The following is a 19,062-nucleotide window of genomic DNA, read 5'->3' on the forward strand; positions in this document are numbered from 1 at the left end:
ATCAGGCCGCCGCGACCAGCACTTCCGCCGGCTCCAGCGCCAGCCGCAGCACCTCCCGGACGTCGGACACGGCGTGCACCGTGAGCCGCTCCAGCACCTCGGCGGGGACGTCGTCCAGGTCCGCCTCGTTGCGCTTCGGGATGATCACCGTGGTGACCCCGGCCCGGTCCGCGGCCAGCAGCTTCTGCTTGACCCCGCCGATCGGCAGCACCCGGCCGGTCAGCGACACCTCGCCGGTCATCGCCACGTCGGTACGCACCTTGCGCCCCGACAGCAGCGAGGCCAGCGCCGTGGTCATCGTGATGCCCGCGCTCGGGCCGTCCTTCGGCACCGCGCCGGCCGGCACGTGCAGGTGGATGCCCCGCTCGCGCAGGCCCGTCACCGGCAGCTCCAGCTCGGCGCCGCGCGAACGCAGGTAGGAGAGCGCGATGTGCGCCGACTCCTTCATCACGTCGCCCAGCTGCCCGGTCAGCGTCAGCCCGGTCGAGCCGGTCTCCGCGTCCGCCAGCGACGCCTCGATGTAGAGGACGTCACCACCGGCCCCGGTGACCGCCAGGCCGGTCGCCACCCCGGGCACCGCGGTGCGACGCTCGGTCGGCTCCTGCGCCGACTCCGGCACGTGGTGCGGCCGGCCCAGCAGCGCCCGCAGGTCGTCCGGGCCGATCGCGGCCGGCAGCTCGCGCTCGCCCAGCTCGGTCTGCGCGGCGACCTTGCGCAGGATCCGCGCGATCGACCGCTCCAGGTTCCGGACGCCCGCCTCCCGGGTGTACTCGGCGGCGAGCCGGCGCAGCGCCTCCTCGTCCACCGTCAGCTGCTCCGCGGCGAGGCCCGCCTTGGCGAGCTGGCGGGGCAGCAGGTGGTCGCGGGCGATGGAGACCTTCTCGTCCTCGGTGTAACCGTCCAGCCGGACCAGGTCCATCCGGTCCAGCAGCGGCTCCGGGATGGCCTCCAGCACGTTGGCGGTGGCCAGGAACACTACGTCGGACAGGTCGAGCTCGACCTCCAAGTAGTGGTCCCGGAAGGTGTGGTTCTGTGCCGGGTCCAGCACCTCGAGCAGCGCCGCCGCCGGGTCGCCCCGGTAGTCCGAGCCGACCTTGTCGATCTCGTCCAGCAGCACCACCGGGTTCATCGTCCCGGCCTCCTTGATCGCCCGGACGATCCGGCCGGGGATCGAGCCCACGTACGTCCGCCGGTGGCCGCGGATCTCCGCCTCGTCCCGGACGCCGCCCAGCGCCACCCGGACGAACGACCGGCCCATCGCGTGGGCCACCGACTCGCCCAGCGAGGTCTTGCCGACACCGGGCGGGCCGACCAGCGCCAGCACCGCACCTCCGCGCCGGCCGCCGATCTGGCCGAGCCCCTGGTCGGCCCGGCGCTTGCGGACCGCCAGGTACTCGACGATCCGGTCCTTCACGTCCGCCAGGCCGGTGTGGTCGGCGTCCAGCACGGCACGCGCGGCGGCGATGTCGTACGAATCCTCGGAGCGCTCGTTCCACGGCAGCTCCAGCACGGTGTCCAGCCAGGTGCGGATCCACGAGCCCTCGGGCGACTGATCACTGGAACGCTCCAGCTTGTCGACCTCCTTGAGCGCCGCCTCCCGGACCTTCTCGGGCAGCTCGGCCGCCTCCACCCGCGCCCGGTAGTCATCCTCCTCAGTACCCGCCTCACCGTTCAGCTCGGCCAGCTCCTTGCGGACGGCCTCCAGCTGGCGGCGCAGCAGGAACTCCTTCTGCTGCTTGGCGACGCCCTCCTCGACGTCCTTGCGGATGGTGTCGTTGACCTCCTCCTCCGCGAGGTGCTCGCGCAGCAGGCCCAGCGCGTACTCCAGCCGGGCCTGACGGTCGGCCTCCAGCAGCACCTTCAGCTTCTGCTCGGCGGTGGCGAACGGCGCGTACCCGATGTTGTCCGCGAGCTCGCCGATGTCCTCGATCGCGGCCACCCGGTCCACGATCTGCCATGCCCCGCGCTTGCGCAGCCACTTGGTGGACAGCGCCTTGTACTCCTTGGCCAGCTCGGCCGCCCGACCTGCCACCGGCAGCCCGGCGTCCGACTCCTGGAACGGCGTGGTCTCCACCCACAGCGCCGCCCCCGGCCCGGTCGTCCCCTTGCCGATCCGCACCCGGCGCACCGCGCGTACCAGCGCCGCCGGGTCACCGTCCGCCAGCCGCCCGACCTGCTCGACCGTCGCCAGCGCACCCACCGCCGCGTACGACCCGTCGAGCCGCGGCACCAGCAGCACCTGCGGCTTCCCCCCGTTGCTCCCCGCCCTGGCCGCCTCCACGGCAGCCCTCACCTCCGGATCCGAAAGCTCCAGCGGAACCACCATGCCAGGGAGCACCACCTCGTCGTCGAGGGGCAGCACGGGCAGAGTGAGCGGAATGGACGTCGATGCCATGATCTCTCCCCAGTCAGTGAAGTTGAGCTGACCTGACTAAGGTTTGGCACGCCTCGGTTGTTCCCCTCCGGGTGTTCACCCTGAGCGAAGGGGACTCAGGGTGGACGTCTCAGCCCTCCGCGACGGCCGTCGAGCGCTTCCACGCCCACACCCGCTCCGGCCCGCGCGGCCCCCTGCCGCGCCTCAGCCACGGCCACATCGCCACACCCAACAGCAACGCCGCCGGGTGCCCGACCGAAGTCACCAGATCGGGGTCGGAGAACAACTGGTGCCCGATCAACGCCAGCCCCGCGCCCAGCGCGACGGCCCGCCCGGGCCGCGGCAGCAGTCCGGCCAGCCCGCCGAGCGAGGCCAGCACCCCGTAACTGACGCCGATGTCCATCGCGTCCAGCACATCGGGCCCGGCCGCCCCGCCGGCCACACTCGCCACGGCCACCCCCTGCGAGAGCAGCGTCGCGCCGATGTGCCCGGCCCCGAAGACGCCGAGGGCACGGACTCCCCCCGCCCGTCGTTCAAGAGGTGCGACGGTGCAGAGGAAGGCCCAGAAGTAGGGCGCCCAGACCGAGCCGGCGACCCACAGGCCGCTGCCGATGAGGGAGACCACGGGGTGGACGAGCAGGTTGTGCGCGTCGGTGGAGGACACCGACTGGAGCCGGTGCACGGTGTCGGGGTCGCCGAAGCGGGCGTAGAGCGTGGTGCCGAGCAGCAGGCCGAGGTAACCGAGCGCGAACGGGTTCGCCCGGGGGGTGGGGACGGCCCGCAGGCCCGGCCGGATCAGCCGTCGTCGCAGTTCCGCGCTGGTCATCGTGCCTCCCGAACGCTTCGTCCGCCCCACGATACGGGTGGCAGGTGAGAGGTGTCTGGGTAAGTCCTGTGAAGACCACTGTCCGTGCATATGCCGCTCGCACACGTACCGTTACAGGTCGCAAGTGCTTTGGGTAAGGTACTGGCCCGTGCCCGTCCGATCGGGGACCTGCCAAGCATGACGGTCCCGGCCGGAATCATCCGGTCAGCCCACCCGGGCGGGGACGGCGTCCGTACGCTGCCAGGAGCAGCGCCGGCGGGCGGGGCAACAGCCCAAGACGGATTGAGACGACTACGACGCGGAGCCCGCCGTCCCCACAGACGGCCGGCCCGCAGCCCTGGGGGCGGTGGCGTGACCGTGACAGAGATTCAGCAAGAGACGATCAGCAGTGGCCCGGTGGGTACCCAGCGACGGGTGCTCGTCGTGGAGGACGAGCCGACCATCGCGGAGTCGATCGCGGCGCGCCTGGGAGCCGAGGGCTTCAAGGTGGCGGTGGCCCACGACGGGCCGGGCGCAGTGGACGGGTTCCACACCTGGCAGCCCGACCTGGTGGTGCTCGACATCATGCTGCCGGGCTTCGACGGCCTCGAGGTGTGCCGCCGGATCCAGGCCCAGCGCCCGGTGCCGGTGCTGATGCTGACCGCGCGGGACGACGAGACGGACCTGCTGGTCGGTCTGGGCGTCGGCGCGGACGACTACATGACCAAGCCGTTCTCGATGCGCGAGCTGGCGGCCCGGGTGAACGTGCTGCTGCGCCGGGTGGAGCGCGCCCAGCAGGCGGCCCGCACGCCGGCTCTCGGCAGCCTGCGCTTCGGCGAGCTGGAGATCGACCACGTGCAGCGCCGGGTCCGGCTGGGTTCGGGCGACGTGCACCTGACGCCGACCGAGTTCGACCTGCTGGCCTGCCTGGCCGCGCAGCCGCGTGCGGTGCTGACCCGCGAGCAGCTGCTGGCCGAGGTGTGGGACTGGACCGACGCGTCCGGCACCCGCACGGTCGACAGTCACGTGAAGGCGCTGCGCCGGAAGATCGGTGCGAGCTGGATCCGTACGGTGCACGGCGTGGGTTACGCGCTGGAGGCTCCGCTGTCCTGACCCGGAGCCGCCGGTCCGGGCCTCCGGGGGGCCCGCGCGGCGGTCCGGTCGTGCACGGGGGACGAGTTCTGGGGACACATGACCTTTCCACAGCAACGCAACGGGGAAGCCGAGCCGACCCCGCAGCCCCCGCTGGCGGTGCGCGCCGCGCGCCGGGTGTGGGCCGACATCCGCCCGTTCGATCCGGTGCGCTCGGTCAAGGGCAAGCTGGCGATGCTGGTGGTGGTCTCGGTGGTGCTGGCCACCGGCATGGTGGTGGTGGCGATCCGGTCGGAGACCCAGATCCGGATCATCATGATCTTCTCGCTGATCGCCTCGCTGCTGTTCATGCAGTTCCTGGCGAACGGTCTGACCGCGCCGCTGCGGGACATGACGGCGGCGGCCCGGTCGATGGCCGAGGGCGACTACACCGCCCGGGTGGACGTGTCCTCCCGGGACGAGATCGGCGAGCTGGCCGACACCTTCAACCGGATGGCCGGCGACCTGGAGGCCGCCGACCGGCACCGCCGCGAGCTGATCGCCAATGTCTCGCACGAGTTGCGCACGCCGATCGCGGCGCTGCGCGGCCTGCTGGAGAACGTGGTGGACGGCGTGGTGAAGCCGGACCCGAAGAACCTGGGCACCGCGCTGGAGCAGACCGAACGCCTGGGCCGGCTGGTCACCCACCTGCTGGACCTGTCGAAGCTGGACGACGGCGTCGTCCCGCTGGACTGCCGCCCGTTCCAGGTGCGGGAGTTCCTGGACGGCGTGCTGCGGGGCGTGACGGTGGACGGCGCGACGGCGGGCGGAGCGTACGCCCGGCGCGAGGACGTGCGGCTGGCGGTCGACGTACAGCCGGCCGAGCTGTCGGCGGTGGCGGACGCGGAGCGGCTGCACCAGGTGGTGGCCAATCTGGTGGACAACGCCTGCAAGCACTCGCCGGCCGGCGGCACCGTGACGGTGCGGGCCCGGGCGGCGGAGGGCGGCGGGCTGCTGCTGGAGGTGGAGGACCAGGGTCCGGGCATTCCGGTCGCCGACCGGGAGCGGGTGTTCGAGCGGTTCGGCCGCAGCGGTTCGCCGACGGCGCTCGGCCCGGGCAGTGACGGCGGGACCGGCCTCGGGCTGGCCATCGCCCGCTGGGCGGTGGACCTGCACGGCGGCCGGATCCGGGTGGCGGAGGCCGCCGCGGGCTGCCGGATCGAGGTCACCCTGCCGGGTGAAAGCGCGATCGCCGTCTAGTTTGTGGCGGAACCGGTACAAACCGCGTTCGAGGCCGGGCCGGGACAGTCAACGGACCGTCCCGGCCCGCCTGTTCGTCCGATTTTCACTCGGTATGGCAGTGATCGCCCCGGCCGCGGGTTCCCTGCTTTCCGGCATCTCTAACGCACAGTTCCAGCCAAAATCCGGTCCACCGATGTGATCTGGGCGACGCCTGACCATCGGGGACTGCGCGATCACTGGTCGGAGGCGTAGCCTTAATCCCCGCTGTCCACCATCCCAAAAGGAAGCGGAAGAGGGCGGTTGCCCCGTGTCGCCACACCAAGAAACCCCCAGCTCGGCAAGCTCCACTGGCTTCGGCCCCAATGAGTGGCTCGTCGACGAGATCTACCAGCAGTACCTCCAGGACCCGGCTTCGGTCGACCGTGCCTGGTGGGACTTTTTCGCCGACTACAAGCCCGGTACCGAGGTGACTCCCGTGACCCAGGCCGCAACCCCGGTCGGCGCCCAGCCGGCCCCCGTTGCCGCTCCTGTTGCCGCTGCTCCGGCCGCGACTTCTCCGGCCGATGCCACTCCAATGGCCGCCACCCCGGCGCCCGCGCAGCCGGTGGCCCCCGCGCCGCTGGCCGCCGCTCCCGCCGCGCCGCCCGCGCCGAAGGCCGCGACCCCGGCTCCGGCCCCGGCCGCCGCCGCGAAGGCCGCCACCGAGGGCCCGGAGCTGGTGCAGCTGCGTGGCCCGTCCAAGGCCGTCGCGTCGAACATGGATGCTTCGCTGGAGGTTCCGACTGCCACCTCGGTGCGCGCGGTGCCCGCCAAGCTGCTGATCGACAACCGCATCGTCATCAACAACCACCTGCAGCGCGCCCGCGGCGGCAAGGTCTCCTTCACCCACCTGATCGGCTACGCGCTGGTTCAGGCCGTGAAGGCCAACCCGGGCATGAACTACAGCTACAAGGTGGAGGACGGCAAGTCCTACCTGGTGAAGCCCGAGCACGTGAACCTGGGCCTCGCCATCGACCTGGTCAAGCCGAACGGCGACCGCCAGCTGGTCGTCGCGGCCATCAAGAAGGCCGAGACGCTCGACTTCTTCGGCTTCTGGCAGGCCTACGAGGACATCGTCCGCCGGGCCCGCGCCAACAAGCTGACCATGGACGACTTCACCGGCGTCACGGTCTCGCTGACCAACCCGGGCGGCATCGGCACCGTGCACTCCGTGCCGCGCCTGATGCAGAACCAGGGCACCATCGTCGGCGTCGGCGCGATGGAGTACCCGGCCGAGTTCCAGGGCTCCTCCCCGGAGACCCTGGCCCGCCTGGGCGTCTCCAAGATCATGACGCTCACCTCGACCTACGACCACCGGGTCATCCAGGGCGCGGCCTCGGGCGAGTTCCTCCGCTCGATCCACCAGCTGCTGCTGGGCGCGAACAACTTCTACGACGAGGTGTTCGAGGCTCTGCGGATCCCGTACGAGCCGGTGCGCTGGGCCACCGACGTGGCGACCACGCACGACGACGAGGTCAACAAGACCGCGCGCGTCATGGAGCTCATCCACTCCTACCGGGTCCGCGGTCACCTGATGGCCGACACCGACCCGCTGGAGTACATGCAGCGCAAGCACCCCGACCTGGACGTCACCACGCACGGCCTCACCCTGTGGGACCTGGAGCGCGAGTTCGCGGTCGGCGGCTTCGGCGGCCAGAAGATGATGAAGCTCCGCGACATCCTCGGCCTGCTGCGCAACACGTACTGCCGCACCGTCGGCATCGAGTACATGCACATCCAGGACCCGGCGCAGCGCAAGTGGCTGCAGGAGCGCCTGGAGAAGCCGTACACCAAGCCGGAGCGCGAGGAGCAGCTGCGCGTCCTGCGCCGGCTGAACTCGGCCGAGGCGTTCGAGACCTTCCTGCAGACCAAGTACGTCGGGCAGAAGCGTTTCTCGCTGGAGGGCGGCGAGTCGCTCATCCCGCTGCTGGACGCCACCATCGACGCCGCCGCCGAGCACCGCCTCGACGAGGCCGTCATCGGCATGGCGCACCGCGGCCGCCTGAACGTGCTGGCGAACATCGTCGGCAAGCCGTTCGGCAAGATCTTCGGCGAGTTCGAGGGCAACCTCGACCCGAAGTCGATGCACGGCTCGGGCGACGTGAAGTACCACCTGGGCTCCGAGGGCACCTTCACCGGCCTGGACGGCGAGACCATCAAGGTGTCGCTGGCCGCGAACCCGTCCCACCTGGAGACGGTCGACCCGGTCGTCGAGGGCATCGCCCGCGCCAAGCAGGACATCCTGGACTTCGGCGGCACGACCTTCCCGGTGCTGCCGATCCAGATCCACGGCGACGCGGCCTTCGCGGGCCAGGGCGTGGTCGCGGAGACCCTGAACATGTCGCAGCTGCGCGGCTACCGCACCGGCGGCACCGTGCACATCGTGGTCAACAACCAGGTCGGCTTCACCGCCGCCCCGACCTCCTCGCGCTCGTCGATGTACTGCACCGACGTCGCCCGGATGATCGAGGCGCCGATCTTCCACGTGAACGGCGACGACCCGGAGGCCGTGGTCCGCGTCGCGCGGCTGGCCTTCGAGTTCCGTCAGCAGTTCCACAAGGACGTCGTGATCGACCTCATCTGCTACCGCCGCCGCGGTCACAACGAGGCCGACAACCCGTCGTTCACCCAGCCGCTGATGTACGACCTGATCGACAAGAAGCGTTCGGTGCGCAAGCTGTACACCGAGGCGCTGATCGGTCGCGGCGACATCACCATGGAAGAGGCGGAGCAGGCGCTCCAGGACTTCCAGGGACAGCTGGAGAAGGTGTTCGCGGAGGTCCGCGAGGCCACCGCCGCCCCGGCGCCGGCCGAGACCGGCCGCCCGGTCGCGGACTTCCCGGTGTCCATCCAGACCGGCATCTCCGCCGAGATGATCAAGCGGATCGCCGCCTCGCAGGTCAACCTGCCGGACTGGCTGACCGTGCACCCGCGTCTGCTGCCGCAGCTCCAGCGCCGCGCCGCCTCGATCGAGGACAACACCATCGACTGGGCGACCGGCGAGGCGCTCGCCATCGGCTCGCTGCTGATGGAGGGCCACCCGGTCCGGCTGGCCGGCCAGGACTCCCGCCGCGGCACCTTCGGCCAGCGCCACGCGGTGCTGATCGACCGGAACACCGGCGAGGACTACACCCCGCTGATGTACCTGACCGAGGACCAGGCCCGCTTCACCGTCTACGACTCGCTGCTCAGCGAGTACGCGGCGATGGGCTTCGAGTACGGCTACTCGCTGACCCGCCCGAACGCGCTGGTCATGTGGGAGGCGCAGTTCGGCGACTTCGTCAACGGCGCGCAGACCATGGTCGACGAGTACATCGCGTCCGCCGAGCAGAAGTGGGGCCAGCACTCCGGCGTCACCCTGCTGCTGCCGCACGGCATGGAGGGCCAGGGCCCGGACCACTCGTCCGCCCGCCCGGAGCGCTTCCTGGCGCTGTGCGCGCAGGACAACATGACGGTCGCCATGCCGACCCTGCCGTCGAACTACTTCCACCTGCTGCGCTGGCAGGCGCACAACCCGCACCACAAGCCGCTGGTCGTCTTCACCCCGAAGTCGATGCTGCGTCTGAAGGCCGCGGCGTCCTCGTCGTCCGAGTTCATGAGCGGCTCGTTCCGCCCGGTGATCGGCGACAGCACGGTGGACCCGGCGCAGGTCCGCAAGGTGGTCATCACCTCCGGCAAGTTCTACTACGACCTGGAGGCGGCCCGGACCGAGCGTGGCGTCACCGACACCGCGATCGTCCGCGTCGAGCGCCTGTACCCGCTGCCGATCGCGGAGCTCCAGGAGGAGCTGGCCCGCTACGGCGAGGGTGTCCAGTTCGTCTGGGCGCAGGAGGAGCCGGCCAACCAGGGTGCCTGGCCGTTCATCGCGATGAACCTGGTCGACCACCTGCAGGTCGTCATCGGCCGCTCCGCCAACGGTGGCGCCCGCCTGCGCCGCGTCGCCCGCACGGCCTCCTCGGCCCCCGCGGTCGGCTCGGCCAAGCGGCACGCCGCCGAGCAGGCGGCTCTGGTCGACGAGGTGTTCGCGCTCTGACGCGCTGACGCCCGCCCGGCCCTGTCGGCCCCCGTCCCCGGTCTCCGGGGGCGGGGGCCGCACCCGTTCCCGGGCGGCGCACTATCCTGGGCGGCGGCGTACCAGAACCACCCACCGGAGCGAGTAACCGTGTACTTCACCGACCGCGGCATCGAGGAGCTGGACAGCCGGCGTGGCGAGGAGGAGGTCACTTTCGAGTGGCTGGCCGAGCGCCTGCGCGAGTTCGTCGACCTGAACCCGGACTTCGAGGTGCCGGTGGAGCGGCTGGCCACCTGGCTGGCCCGGCTGGACGACGAGGACGACGAGGACTGACAAGCCCTCAGCAGCGCGGCCCGGCAGGCGTTCTCGCCTCCCGGGCCGCCGGCTTTTCCGGGCGGTCCCGGGGTCGCCCTTCAGGGTGGGGTCGGGGTCGGCCGGGGTGCGCTCCGGGTCCGGATCGGGGTCGGATCTCCTTGACTTCCACCCGACGCGATATATCGTAAATATTAAAGAGGACGCGATACATCGCGTATGGGAGGACGGGGAGCCGGACATGTTCCAGCAGACGGTAGACAGCACCGAGACCATCACCTTCGACGAGGCCGCGCACATCCTGCACGTCCGGATCGTCGACGGCACCGTGAACGTGGTCCCCACCGAGGGACCGGCCCGCCTCGAAGTCGCCGCCCTGGAGGGCGAACCGCTCGAGGTGACCCTGATCGACGGCGTACTCACCGTCAGCTACAAGGACCTCAGCTGGGCCGAGGTCGGCGTGGCTGTGAAGTCCGTGGAGACCGTCAAGTCGTACTTCTCCGGCCTGCGCCGCAAGCGCCGGGCCGAGATCACGGTGGCCGTCCCGGCCGCCGCCGCGGTCAAGGTCGGCACGGTCTCCGCGCACGCCACCGTCTCCGGCATCACCGGCGAGGTCGCGGTGAACGGCGCCAGCGGCGACACCACGCTGGCCGGGCTGACCGGCCCGGTCTCCGCCAACACCGTCTCCGGCGACGTGGACGCCGAGGGCCTGTCCGGCGAGCTGAAGGTCAACACGGTCTCCGGCGCGGTCACCCTGGTGGCCGGCAGCGCCACCCGGATCCGCGCCCACTCGGTGTCCGGCGCGGTCACCCTCGACCTGGACGCCGCCACCCCCACCGACATCGGCGTGACCACCGTCTCCGGCGCGGTCGGCGTCCGGCTGCCCTCGTTCGCCGACGCCAAGGTCGAGGCCGGCACCACCAGCGGAACCCTCTCCAGCGCCTTCGCCGAGCTCGCCGTCGGCGGCGGCTGGGGATCCAAGAAGCTCTCCGGCCAGCTCGGCTCCGGCGCCGGCCGCCTCCAGGTGACCACCGTCACCGGCGCGGTCACCGTCCAGCGCCGTCCCGACGCCGAGGAGGACCGGCCGGCCAAGGAACGGACCTCCGGCCCGCTCGACCTGACCAAGGAGGCCTGAAATGACCCCGGTGTTCGGCCACGGCCGGCTTCGCCTGTACCTGCTGAAGCTGCTCGACGAGAGCCCCCGGCACGGGTACGAGGTGATCCGCCTGCTGGAGGAGCGCTTCCACGGCCTGTACGCGCCCTCCGCGGGCACCGTCTATCCCCGGCTCGCCAAGCTGGAGGCCGAGGGACTGGTCAGCCACACCACCGAGGGCGGCCGCAAGGTCTACCGGCTGACGGACACCGGGCGCACCGAACTCGCCTCCCGCCAGGACGAGTTGACGTCCCTGGAGGCCGAGATCCACGACTCCGTCGGCCAGCTGGCCGGCGCCATCCGGCAGGACGTCCGGGACAGCGCCAAGGACCTGCGCGCCGAACTCTGGCAGCAGGCCGAACAGACCCCCGCCGCCGGCGGCGACCCGTTCGCCGCACCCTGGCGGGACAAGGAGTCCTGGCAGCGCGCCAAGGAACAGTTCGCCCAGCTCAAGGCCGAGGCCAAGGAACAGGCCCGGCGCGCCAAGGAACAGGAGAAGGCGGCCCGGCAGCAGGCCAAGGCCGCCGAGGCCGAGGCCAAGCGGCTGCGCGAGCAGTCCAAGGCCGCCCGCACCGCCGCCCAGCAGGAAGCGCTGCGGCTCAAGCGCCGGATCGAGGAACAGGTCCGCGAGCACACCTCGCACGGCGACTGGTCCACCGGCCTCGCCGAGGGCCTCGCCGAACTCACCCGCGGCCTCGGCTCACTCGCCGACGCCGCCCGCTGGGGCTCCCACGAGACACCGGCCACCGAGACGCCGGCCCCGGAAGAGCCCGTCCGGATCGACCTCGACAAGTCCGACACCGAGCTGCCGGACTGGGCCCGCACCGACCCGGCCGGCGACCCGGCCCGCGAACTGGAGCGCCTGCTCGACCGCTTCCGCGACCACGTCCGCGACACCGCCCGCGACCGCGGTGTGGATGCCGCCGGCCTGGCCCGCGCCCAACAGGCCCTGGCCGCCGCGGCCCGCGCCCTGCACGAGCGCCGATGAGCCCGAAGAGCCCCTGACCTGAAGGAAGGTCAGGGGCTCTTCGCCTGCTCAGGGGGTCAGGCTGTCAGGGGGTCAGCACCAGCTTGCCGAACACCTGCCCGCGCTCCAGCTGCTCGAACGCCTCCCGGGCCTCCGCCAACGGCCGCACCGAGTCGATCACCGGACGCACCCCGGAGTTCGCGCACAGCGCCAGCAGGCCGGCCAGCTCCTCCTTGGACCCCATGGTCGAACCGACCACCTTCAGCTCCAGGAAGAAGATCCGGTTCAGCTCGGCCGCCTTCGGGCTCGGCCCGCTGGTCGCCCCCGAGATCACGATGGTGCCGCCCGGACGCAACGACTTCACCGAGTGCGACCAGGTCGCCGCGCCCACCGTCTCCATCACCGCGTCCACCCGCTCCGGCAGCCGGGCACCGCTCTCGAACGCGGCATCCGCGCCCAACTCGACCGCCCGGGCCCGCTTGGCCTCGTCCCGCCCGGTCACCCAGACCCGCAGCCCCGCCGCCTTCGCCAGCACCACCAGCGCCGTCGACACCCCGCCACCGGCCCCCTGCACCAGCACCGTGTCACCCGGCTTCACGCCCGCATTGGTGAACAGCATCCGGTACGCCGTCAGCCACGCCGTCGGCAGGCACGCCGCCTGCTCGAAGCTCAGTTCCTTCGGCTTCGGCAGCAGGTTCCACGTCGGCACCGCGACGCGCTGCGCGAACGTCCCCTGGTACCGCTCGGTGAGAATCGACCGCGGCTCGTCCGGCCCCACCCCGTGACCGCTCTGTCCGATCACCGAGTGGATCACTACCTCGTTGCCGTGCTCATCGACGCCCGAGGCGTCGCACCCCAGGATCATCGGAAGCCGCTCGGCCGGCAGCCCCACCCCCCGCAACGACCACAGGTCATGGTGGTTCAACGTGGCGGCCTTCACCGTCACCACGCTCCACCCCGGCCGCACCTCGGGCTCGGGCAACTCCCCCAGCTCCAGCGCGCTCAACGGATCGTCAGGACTGATACGGGCGGCATAGGCAGCAAACATGCCCGGGACCATACAGGAGGGCAACATCAGGGGCGCGGGGAACTGCGCGAAGCGGAAGGCCCCAACCGCAAGATCGCGACGCAGGCAATGCCTTGCCATTGATCGCGACCTTACGGACAGGTGTGCGCTTGTCGCGCAGTTCCCCGCGCCCCTGGTTTCGCACCCCGCCGCTCGCGCGAGTCTCCCCGCGCCCCTGTTCTCACACTCGCGCGAGACCCTCCGCCTTCGCCGCGTCAGCGACCGCGCGGGTGACCGCCGGGGCGACGCGCTCGTCGAAGGGGGACGGGATGACCTTCTGCGGGGTCAGCTCGTCGGCGACGACGCCCGCCAGGGCCTTCGCGGCGGCGAGCTTCATGCCCTCGGAGATCCGGCTGGCCCGGACCGACAGCGCGCCGGCGAAGATGCCGGGGAAGGCGAGCACGTTGTTGATCTGGTTCGGGAAGTCGGAGCGCCCGGTGGCGACGACCGCCGCGTAGCGGTGAGCGACCTCGGGGTGGATCTCCGGGGTGGGGTTGGCCATCGCGAAGATGAAGCAGCCGGGCGCCATGGTGGCGACGGCCTCCTCGGGGACGGTGCCGCCGGAGACGCCGATGAAGACGTCCGCGCCGTTCAGGGCGTCCACGAGGCTGCCCTTCAGGCCGGTGCGGTTGGTGAGCGCGGCGATCTCCGCCTTGGCGTCGGTCAGGTCGCCGCGGCCCTCGTAGACCACGCCGCGGCGGTCGCAGACGGCGACGTCGCCGATGCCGGCGGCGACCAGCATCTTGGCGATCGCGATGCCGGCGGCGCCGGCGCCGGAAATGACGGCCCGCAGGTCGCCGATCTCGCGGCCGGTGACCTTGGCGGCGTTCCACAGGGCGGCGGTGCTGACGATCGCGGTGCCGTGCTGGTCGTCGTGGAAGACCGGGATGTCGAGCCGCTCCTGGAGCTGCTTCTCGATCTCGAAGCAGCGGGGGGCGGAGATGTCCTCCAGGTTGATGCCGCCGAAGGACGGGGCCATCCGGACCACGGTCTCGACGATCTCGTCGACCTCGGTGCAGGCGAGCGCGATCGGCACCGCGTCGACGCCGGCGAACTGCTTGAACAGGATGGCCTTGCCCTCCATGACGGGCAGCGAGGCCTCGGGGCCGATGTCGCCGAGGCCGAGCACCGCGGTGCCGTCGGTGACGACGGCGACGGTGTTGGCCTTCCAGGTGTAGTCGTTGACCAGCTCGGGCTTCTCCGCGATCGCGGTGCAGACGCGGGCGACGCCGGGGGTGTAGGCGAGGGACAGGTCGTCCGCGTCGCGCACCGGGACGGTGGCCCGGATCTCCATCTTGCCGCCGCGGTGCAGCGCGAAGACGGCGTCGACCGGGTCGTCCGTGCTCTGGGTGTCGGTGATGATCTCCGCTGCCACAATGACCTCTTCGTCATATCAGCGAAGGCGCGTTTCCGACGGACTTCGACCCGTTCGCGCGCCGATGCGCGAAGACGGGCACGCCGTCGGTGGCGTACCCGTGGCCGGGTCGGGGCGCTGCCGTCGGGCGGGCGCCCTCGGGTGAGGGTTTTCGGTGTTCTGCGCTTTCGTCGGGACACCGGCTTCGCAACATGTACCGGGTCCGTCTTGTTCCGCGTGGCCCCCGATAGCGAGGGGTCCGCAGGCACTCGCAGGAGTGAACGCAGACACGCAAGGGAGCTGGTGCTTCGGATACGGAGCCGGTGACGGCTTCCGTTCCTGCGCACCCCCGGCCCTGTGGCGAACCGGCGGTCTGAGTTCTGCGTCGGGGGTCACCCGATAGCAGATTCTGACACACCCGCCACCGGGGTCGTCCGGGTGGGATGGCAGTATCCGGAGTTCGACCACCGTTGTCCGGACGTTCCCACGCCTTTCCGCTCCGCGTCCGGAGGCCCGCCCCCGCGCCCGGTCGCGCACACCCGCGCACCGGCGCCGGCCCGCGCCACCTCTCCACAGGAGGATCCCTCATGTCGTTCGCCACCCACCCCTCCGCTCCCTCGGCGAGACCGCAGGAAGGACCGCACGCGAGACCGCGTGCAGGTCAGCGGCTCGGCCTCGCCGCGGTGGCCGGTTCACTGCTGCTGGCGGCCTGCACCAGCACGTCCCCCTCGGGGGATTCCGCGGCCCCCGACCTGCACGGGCAGCTGCCCGACCCGGTGCGCAGTGCGGGGGTGCTGCGGGTCGGCACCGACCTGGGCTACGCGCCGATCGGGTTCAAGAACGCCGAGGGCAAGCCGGACGGCCTGGACGTCGATCTGGCGAACGCGCTGGGCCGCGCGCTGGGCGTGCGGGTGGAGTTCAGCCAGACACCGTTCGACCGGCTGTTCCTGGGGCTGCAGGGCCGCGAGTTCGACGTGGTGATGTCGGGGATGACCGACAACCTGCAGCGCCGGGACGGCACCGACGCCAAGGGCATGAAGATGAACTCCGGCGTGGACTTCATCGACTACTTCGTCACCGGCACCTCGATCGTGGTGGCCAAGGGCAACCCGCAGAAGATCGCCACCCTGGACGACCTGTGCGGGCGGACGGTGGCTCTCCAGCGCAGCACTGTGCAGGCGGCGCTGGCCGAGCGTCAGGTCCCGGTGTGCGAGAAGACCCGCAAGAAGCTGACGGTGCAGCAGACCGACACCGACGACCAGGCGCTCGCGCTGGTGGCGCAGGGCAAGGCGGTCGCCGACCTGAGTGACACGCCCGCGGCGGCGTACGCGGCGCAGCAGGGGCGCGCGGGTGCGCAGTTCCAGGTGGTGGGCGAGCAGATGCAGCCGGGTCCGTACGGGATCGTGCTGTCCAAGGAGGACACCGCGCTGCGGGACACCTTGGCGAAGGCACTCGACCGGGTGATCCGCAGTGGTGAGTACGAAAAGATCCTTTCGAAGTGGGGTCTGACCGCGGGTGCGGCGCAGAACGCGGTGGTGAACGGCGGCTTCTAGGGCCTCGTGTGGGACGGGGCCCGGGGCCGGTGGCGGTCCTGGGCCCCGGCAGCCCATGGGTGCATACTTATGCACAATGTGACATGGCCAGGCGAATAGTCCGAATAGCGGACACATGGTGGTCCTGTTATCCGATTTTGATCTGATCCGGCGCCTGATCAGGCCTTCACGGTGGCAGGATTCCCACACATCGGATCCACGTGTCACCTCGGCGGAGGGTGGCGAGCACCGACCCCGCTGTATCCCCGCACCGTTCCCCCCAAGCGGCGCTGACCCCGTCCGACTCCCCAGGAGGATCCCCTCATGACCCGTACCCCGCGCACCCGGCTGATCGCCGCGGCCGCCGTCCTCGCCACCGGTTCCCTGCTCCTCACCGCCTGCGGGAGCACCACCAGCAACTCCGGCTCCGGCGGTGGCGCGGGCGCCGCGGCCATACCGACCCAGGTCATCCCGGCCGCCTCCGCCGACCCGGCGCTGGCCGCCCTCCTCCCGGCCGACGTCAAGGCCTCCGGCAAGCTCGTGATCGCCGCGGACGCCTCCTACGCGCCCAACGAGTTCAAGGACGACAAGGGCAACATCGTCGGCATGGACATCGACCTCGGGGTCGCCATCGCCCAGAAGCTCGGCCTCACCGCGGACGTCCAGAACGCCGAGTTCACCGCGATCATCCCGGGCATCTCCTCGAACAAGTACCAGCTCGGCATGAGCTCCTTCACCGACACGAAGGAGCGCGAGAAGACCGTCGACATGGTCACCTACTTCACCGCCGGCTCCGCCGCCGCCGTGAAGAAGGGCAACCCGAACAAGATCGACCCGAAGGACCTGTGCGGCAAGAAGGTCGCCGTGCAGACCGGCACCACCCAGGCCGACGAGGTCAAGGACACCCTGAACCCGGCGTGCGCCAAGGCCGGCAAGCCCGCCATCCCGAACGACGGCGACAAGTTCGTCCTCCAGACGGACGTCACCCAGTCCCTGATGGCCGGCCGCGACCAGGTCATGCTGGCCGACTCCCCGGTCGTCGACTACGCGCTGAAGCAGACCGGCGGCCAGCTGGAGAAGGTCGGCGACACCTACGACTCCGCCCCGTACGGCGTGATCGTCAACAAGGGCACCGAGCTGACCAAGGCCGTCCAGGGCGCGATCACCGCGCTCATCGCCGACGGCACCTACAAGGCCGTCCTCGACAAGTGGGGTGTCGCCGCCGGCGCCGTCACCACCTCCGAGATCAACGCCGCGAAGAGCTGACCCTCCGCCCGCCCGAACCCCTGACGAGGTACACGTGAACAAGACCGACCAGGGGTCGGTGACATCGGGACAGCACCAGGCCATCAAGGCCGTCCCGGTCCGCCACCCCGGACGCTGGGTCGGAGTAGCCGTCATCGCCGTTCTCGCGGCCATGCTGCTCCACGCCCTCCTCACCAACGAGGCGATCAAGTGGGACATCGTCCGCGCGACCCTCACTGATCCCACCGTCGTCCACGGCATCTGGGTGACCCTGGAGCTGACCGTCCTGTCCATGCTGATGGGCGTGGTCGGCGGTGTGCTGCTGGCCGTCATGCGGCTCTCCTCGAACCCGGTGCTCTCCGGGACCGCCTGGGTGTACATCTGGATCTTCCGCGGCACTCCCGTGCTGGTGCAGCTGGTGTTCTGGAACAGCATCGGCGCGCTCTGGCCGACGCTGTCGATCGGCATCCCGTTCGGCCCGTCGTTCTGGTCCGAGAGCTCCAACACCCTGATCCCGGTGTTCACCGCCGCGCTGCTCGGCCTCGGCCTGAACGAGGCCGCGTACATGGCGGAGATCGTCCGGGCCGGCATCCAGTCGGTGGACGAGGGACAGACCGAGGCGGCGCACGCGCTCGGCATGTCCAAGCTGGCCACCATGCGCCGGATCGTGCTGCCGCAGGCGATGCGGGTGATCATCCCGCCAACCGGCAACGAGACCATCTCGATGCTGAAGACCACCTCGCTGGTCCAGGTGATCGCGCTGGTCGAGCTGTTCACCGCCGGCCACGACATCTACGCCCGCACCTTCCAGACCATCCCGGTGCTGATCGCCGTCTCCATGTACTACCTGCTGATGACCTCGATCCTGACGGTCATCCAGTACTACATCGAGCGGCACTACGCCCGGGGCGCCAACCGGACGCTGCCGCCCACCCCGATCCAGCGCGTGCAGGCCATGTTCGCGGGCAAGTCCGCCCCGAAGGCCGCCCCCGCTGACACCGAGGTGCCGGGCGGAGGGAGCCACGCATGACCGACCTGACCAAGCCGCAGGCCACCGACCAGCCGATGGTCAAGGCCGAGGGCGTGCACAAGTCGTACGGCCAGGTCGAGGTGCTCAAGGGCATCGACCTGGAGGTGAAGCAGAACGAGGTGTTCTGCCTGGTCGGCCCGTCCGGCTCCGGAAAGTCCACCTTCCTTCGCTGCATCAACCACCTGGAGCAGATCAACGCCGGCCGGCTGTACGTCGACGGCGAACTGGTCGGCTACCGGCAGCGCGGCGACCGGCTGTACGAGCTGAAGGACCGCGAGGTCGCGCTGAAGCGCCAGGACATCGGCATGGTGTTCCAGCGGTTCAACCTGTTCCCGCACATGACCGCGCTGGAGAACGTCATAGAGGCGCCGGTGCAGGTCAAGAAGGAGAACCGGGCGGCCGCCAAGGAGCGGGCCATGGTCCTGCTGGAGCGGGTCGGGCTGGCCAACAAGGCCGGCAACTACCCCACCCAGCTCTCCGGCGGTCAGCAGCAGCGGGTGGCGATCGCCCGGGCGCTGGCCATGCAGCCCAAGCTGATGCTGTTCGACGAGCCCACCTCGGCGCTCGACCCCGAACTGGTCGGCGAGGTGCTGGACGTCATGCGCGGCCTGGCCGAGGAGGGCATGACGATGATCGTGGTCACCCACGAGATGGGCTTCGCCCGCGAGGTCGGCGACGCCCTGGTGTTCATGGACGGCGGTGTGGTGGTCGAGTCCGGCCACCCGCGCGAGGTGCTCACCAACCCGCAGCACGAGCGCACCCGGGCGTTCCTGTCCAAGGTGCTCTGACCCCGCCGCACTCCCCCGGTGCCCGCCGCACGCCCCACATGCGGCGGGCACCGGCATGTCCGCCCACCGGCC

14 protein-coding genes are annotated in these 19,062 nt (G+C 70.9%); 10 read left to right on the forward strand and 4 right to left on the reverse strand.

Annotated elements, in window-relative coordinates; translation table 11 throughout:
- Position 1: 1 nt before the first annotated feature.
- Positions 2-2,395, reverse strand: a complete 2,394-nt coding sequence (lon, locus tag ACFYS8_RS07980) for an endopeptidase La (RefSeq protein ID WP_387637375.1) — start codon at positions 2,393-2,395, stop codon at positions 2-4.
- Positions 2,396-2,504: 109 nt separating this feature from the next.
- Positions 2,505-3,200: a rhomboid-like protein gene (locus ACFYS8_RS07985; protein WP_387637377.1), complete on the reverse strand. Its 696-nt coding sequence runs from the start codon at positions 3,198-3,200 to the stop codon at positions 2,505-2,507.
- A 357-nt stretch (positions 3,201-3,557) separates the two neighbouring features.
- Here ACFYS8_RS07985 and ACFYS8_RS07990 point away from each other — a divergent pair, with 357 nt between their 5' ends.
- The 6 genes from ACFYS8_RS07990 (at position 3,558) to ACFYS8_RS08015 (ending at position 11,996) form a co-directional block, all read left to right on the forward strand.
- Positions 3,558-4,292 carry a response regulator transcription factor gene (locus ACFYS8_RS07990; RefSeq protein WP_014138042.1) on the forward strand — a complete coding sequence of 245 codons (735 nt, stop codon included), beginning with the start codon at positions 3,558-3,560 and terminating at the stop codon, positions 4,290-4,292.
- A gap of 78 nt (positions 4,293-4,370) precedes the next feature.
- Positions 4,371-5,510 carry an ATP-binding protein gene (locus tag ACFYS8_RS07995; protein ID WP_387637380.1) on the forward strand — a complete coding sequence of 380 codons (1,140 nt, stop codon included), beginning with the start codon at positions 4,371-4,373 and terminating at the stop codon, positions 5,508-5,510.
- Between the two features lie 289 nt (positions 5,511-5,799).
- Complete coding sequence (locus tag ACFYS8_RS08000) at positions 5,800-9,564, forward strand: multifunctional oxoglutarate decarboxylase/oxoglutarate dehydrogenase thiamine pyrophosphate-binding subunit/dihydrolipoyllysine-residue succinyltransferase subunit (protein ID WP_387637383.1); 3,765 nt, start codon at positions 5,800-5,802, stop codon at positions 9,562-9,564.
- Positions 9,565-9,693: 129 nt separating this feature from the next.
- Positions 9,694-9,876 (forward strand): DUF6104 family protein, encoded by a 183-nt coding sequence (locus tag ACFYS8_RS08005; RefSeq protein ID WP_387637385.1) that lies wholly within the window; start codon positions 9,694-9,696, stop codon positions 9,874-9,876.
- A gap of 220 nt (positions 9,877-10,096) precedes the next feature.
- On the forward strand, positions 10,097-10,990 hold the full coding sequence (locus ACFYS8_RS08010; RefSeq protein WP_387637387.1) for a DUF4097 domain-containing protein: 894 nt from the start codon (positions 10,097-10,099) through the stop codon (positions 10,988-10,990).
- 1 nt (position 10,991) lies between these two features.
- Positions 10,992-11,996, forward strand: a complete 1,005-nt coding sequence (locus ACFYS8_RS08015; protein ID WP_387637389.1) for a PadR family transcriptional regulator — start codon at positions 10,992-10,994, stop codon at positions 11,994-11,996.
- A gap of 64 nt (positions 11,997-12,060) precedes the next feature.
- Here the strand turns inward: ACFYS8_RS08015 and ACFYS8_RS08020 are convergent, their stop codons facing one another.
- Together ACFYS8_RS08020 and ACFYS8_RS08025 are read right to left on the reverse strand one after the other, a co-directional pair.
- Entirely contained in the window at positions 12,061-13,023 is a 963-nt protein-coding gene (locus tag ACFYS8_RS08020) for a zinc-binding dehydrogenase (RefSeq protein WP_387637392.1), read from the reverse strand.
- Positions 13,024-13,222: 199 nt separating this feature from the next.
- The gene (locus ACFYS8_RS08025) at positions 13,223-14,416 is read right to left on the reverse strand and encodes an NADP-dependent malic enzyme (RefSeq protein ID WP_387637394.1); all 1,194 of its coding nucleotides are present in this window, start codon (positions 14,414-14,416) and stop codon (positions 13,223-13,225) included.
- Between the two features lie 662 nt (positions 14,417-15,078).
- Between ACFYS8_RS08025 and ACFYS8_RS08030 the strand changes: the two genes are divergently transcribed.
- The 4 genes from ACFYS8_RS08030 to ACFYS8_RS08045 all read left to right on the forward strand — a co-directional run bounded on the left by ACFYS8_RS08030 (position 15,079) and on the right by ACFYS8_RS08045 (position 18,990).
- The gene (locus ACFYS8_RS08030; RefSeq protein WP_387637397.1) at positions 15,079-15,948 is read left to right on the forward strand and encodes an ABC transporter substrate-binding protein; all 870 of its coding nucleotides are present in this window, start codon (positions 15,079-15,081) and stop codon (positions 15,946-15,948) included.
- A 303-nt stretch (positions 15,949-16,251) separates the two neighbouring features.
- On the forward strand, positions 16,252-17,193 hold the full coding sequence (locus tag ACFYS8_RS08035) for an ABC transporter substrate-binding protein (protein ID WP_387637399.1): 942 nt from the start codon (positions 16,252-16,254) through the stop codon (positions 17,191-17,193).
- Between the two features lie 34 nt (positions 17,194-17,227).
- Entirely contained in the window at positions 17,228-18,202 is a 975-nt protein-coding gene (locus ACFYS8_RS08040) for an amino acid ABC transporter permease (RefSeq protein ID WP_387637401.1), read from the forward strand.
- Positions 18,203-18,237: 35 nt separating this feature from the next.
- Positions 18,238-18,990, forward strand: a complete 753-nt coding sequence (locus ACFYS8_RS08045; RefSeq protein WP_387638849.1) for an amino acid ABC transporter ATP-binding protein — start codon at positions 18,238-18,240, stop codon at positions 18,988-18,990.
- Positions 18,991-19,062: the final 72 nt, after the last annotated feature.

It is taken from the genome of Kitasatospora sp. NPDC004615 (assembly GCF_042873545.1).
Lineage (GTDB): Bacteria > Actinomycetota > Actinomycetes > Streptomycetales > Streptomycetaceae > Kitasatospora.

Excerpts from the sequence above, each read along its gene's own strand:
- ACFYS8_RS08015 (WP_387637389.1), top strand. The coding sequence starts at position 10,992 with ATGACCCCGGTGTTCGGCCACGGCCGGCTTCGCCTGTACCTGCTGAAG.
- ACFYS8_RS08035 (WP_387637399.1), top strand. The coding sequence starts at position 16,252 with ATGACCCGTACCCCGCGCACCCGGCTGATCGCCGCGGCCGCCGTCCTC.
- ACFYS8_RS08045 (WP_387638849.1), top strand. The coding sequence starts at position 18,238 with ATGGTCAAGGCCGAGGGCGTGCACAAGTCGTACGGCCAGGTCGAGGTG.
- ACFYS8_RS07995 (WP_387637380.1), top strand. The coding sequence starts at position 4,371 with ATGACCTTTCCACAGCAACGCAACGGGGAAGCCGAGCCGACCCCGCAG.
- ACFYS8_RS07985 (WP_387637377.1), bottom strand. The coding sequence starts at position 3,200 with ATGACCAGCGCGGAACTGCGACGACGGCTGATCCGGCCGGGCCTGCGG.
- lon (WP_387637375.1), bottom strand. The coding sequence starts at position 2,395 with ATGGCATCGACGTCCATTCCGCTCACTCTGCCCGTGCTGCCCCTCGAC.
- ACFYS8_RS08020 (WP_387637392.1), bottom strand. The coding sequence starts at position 13,023 with ATGTTTGCTGCCTATGCCGCCCGTATCAGTCCTGACGATCCGTTGAGC.
- ACFYS8_RS08010 (WP_387637387.1), top strand. The coding sequence starts at position 10,097 with ATGTTCCAGCAGACGGTAGACAGCACCGAGACCATCACCTTCGACGAG.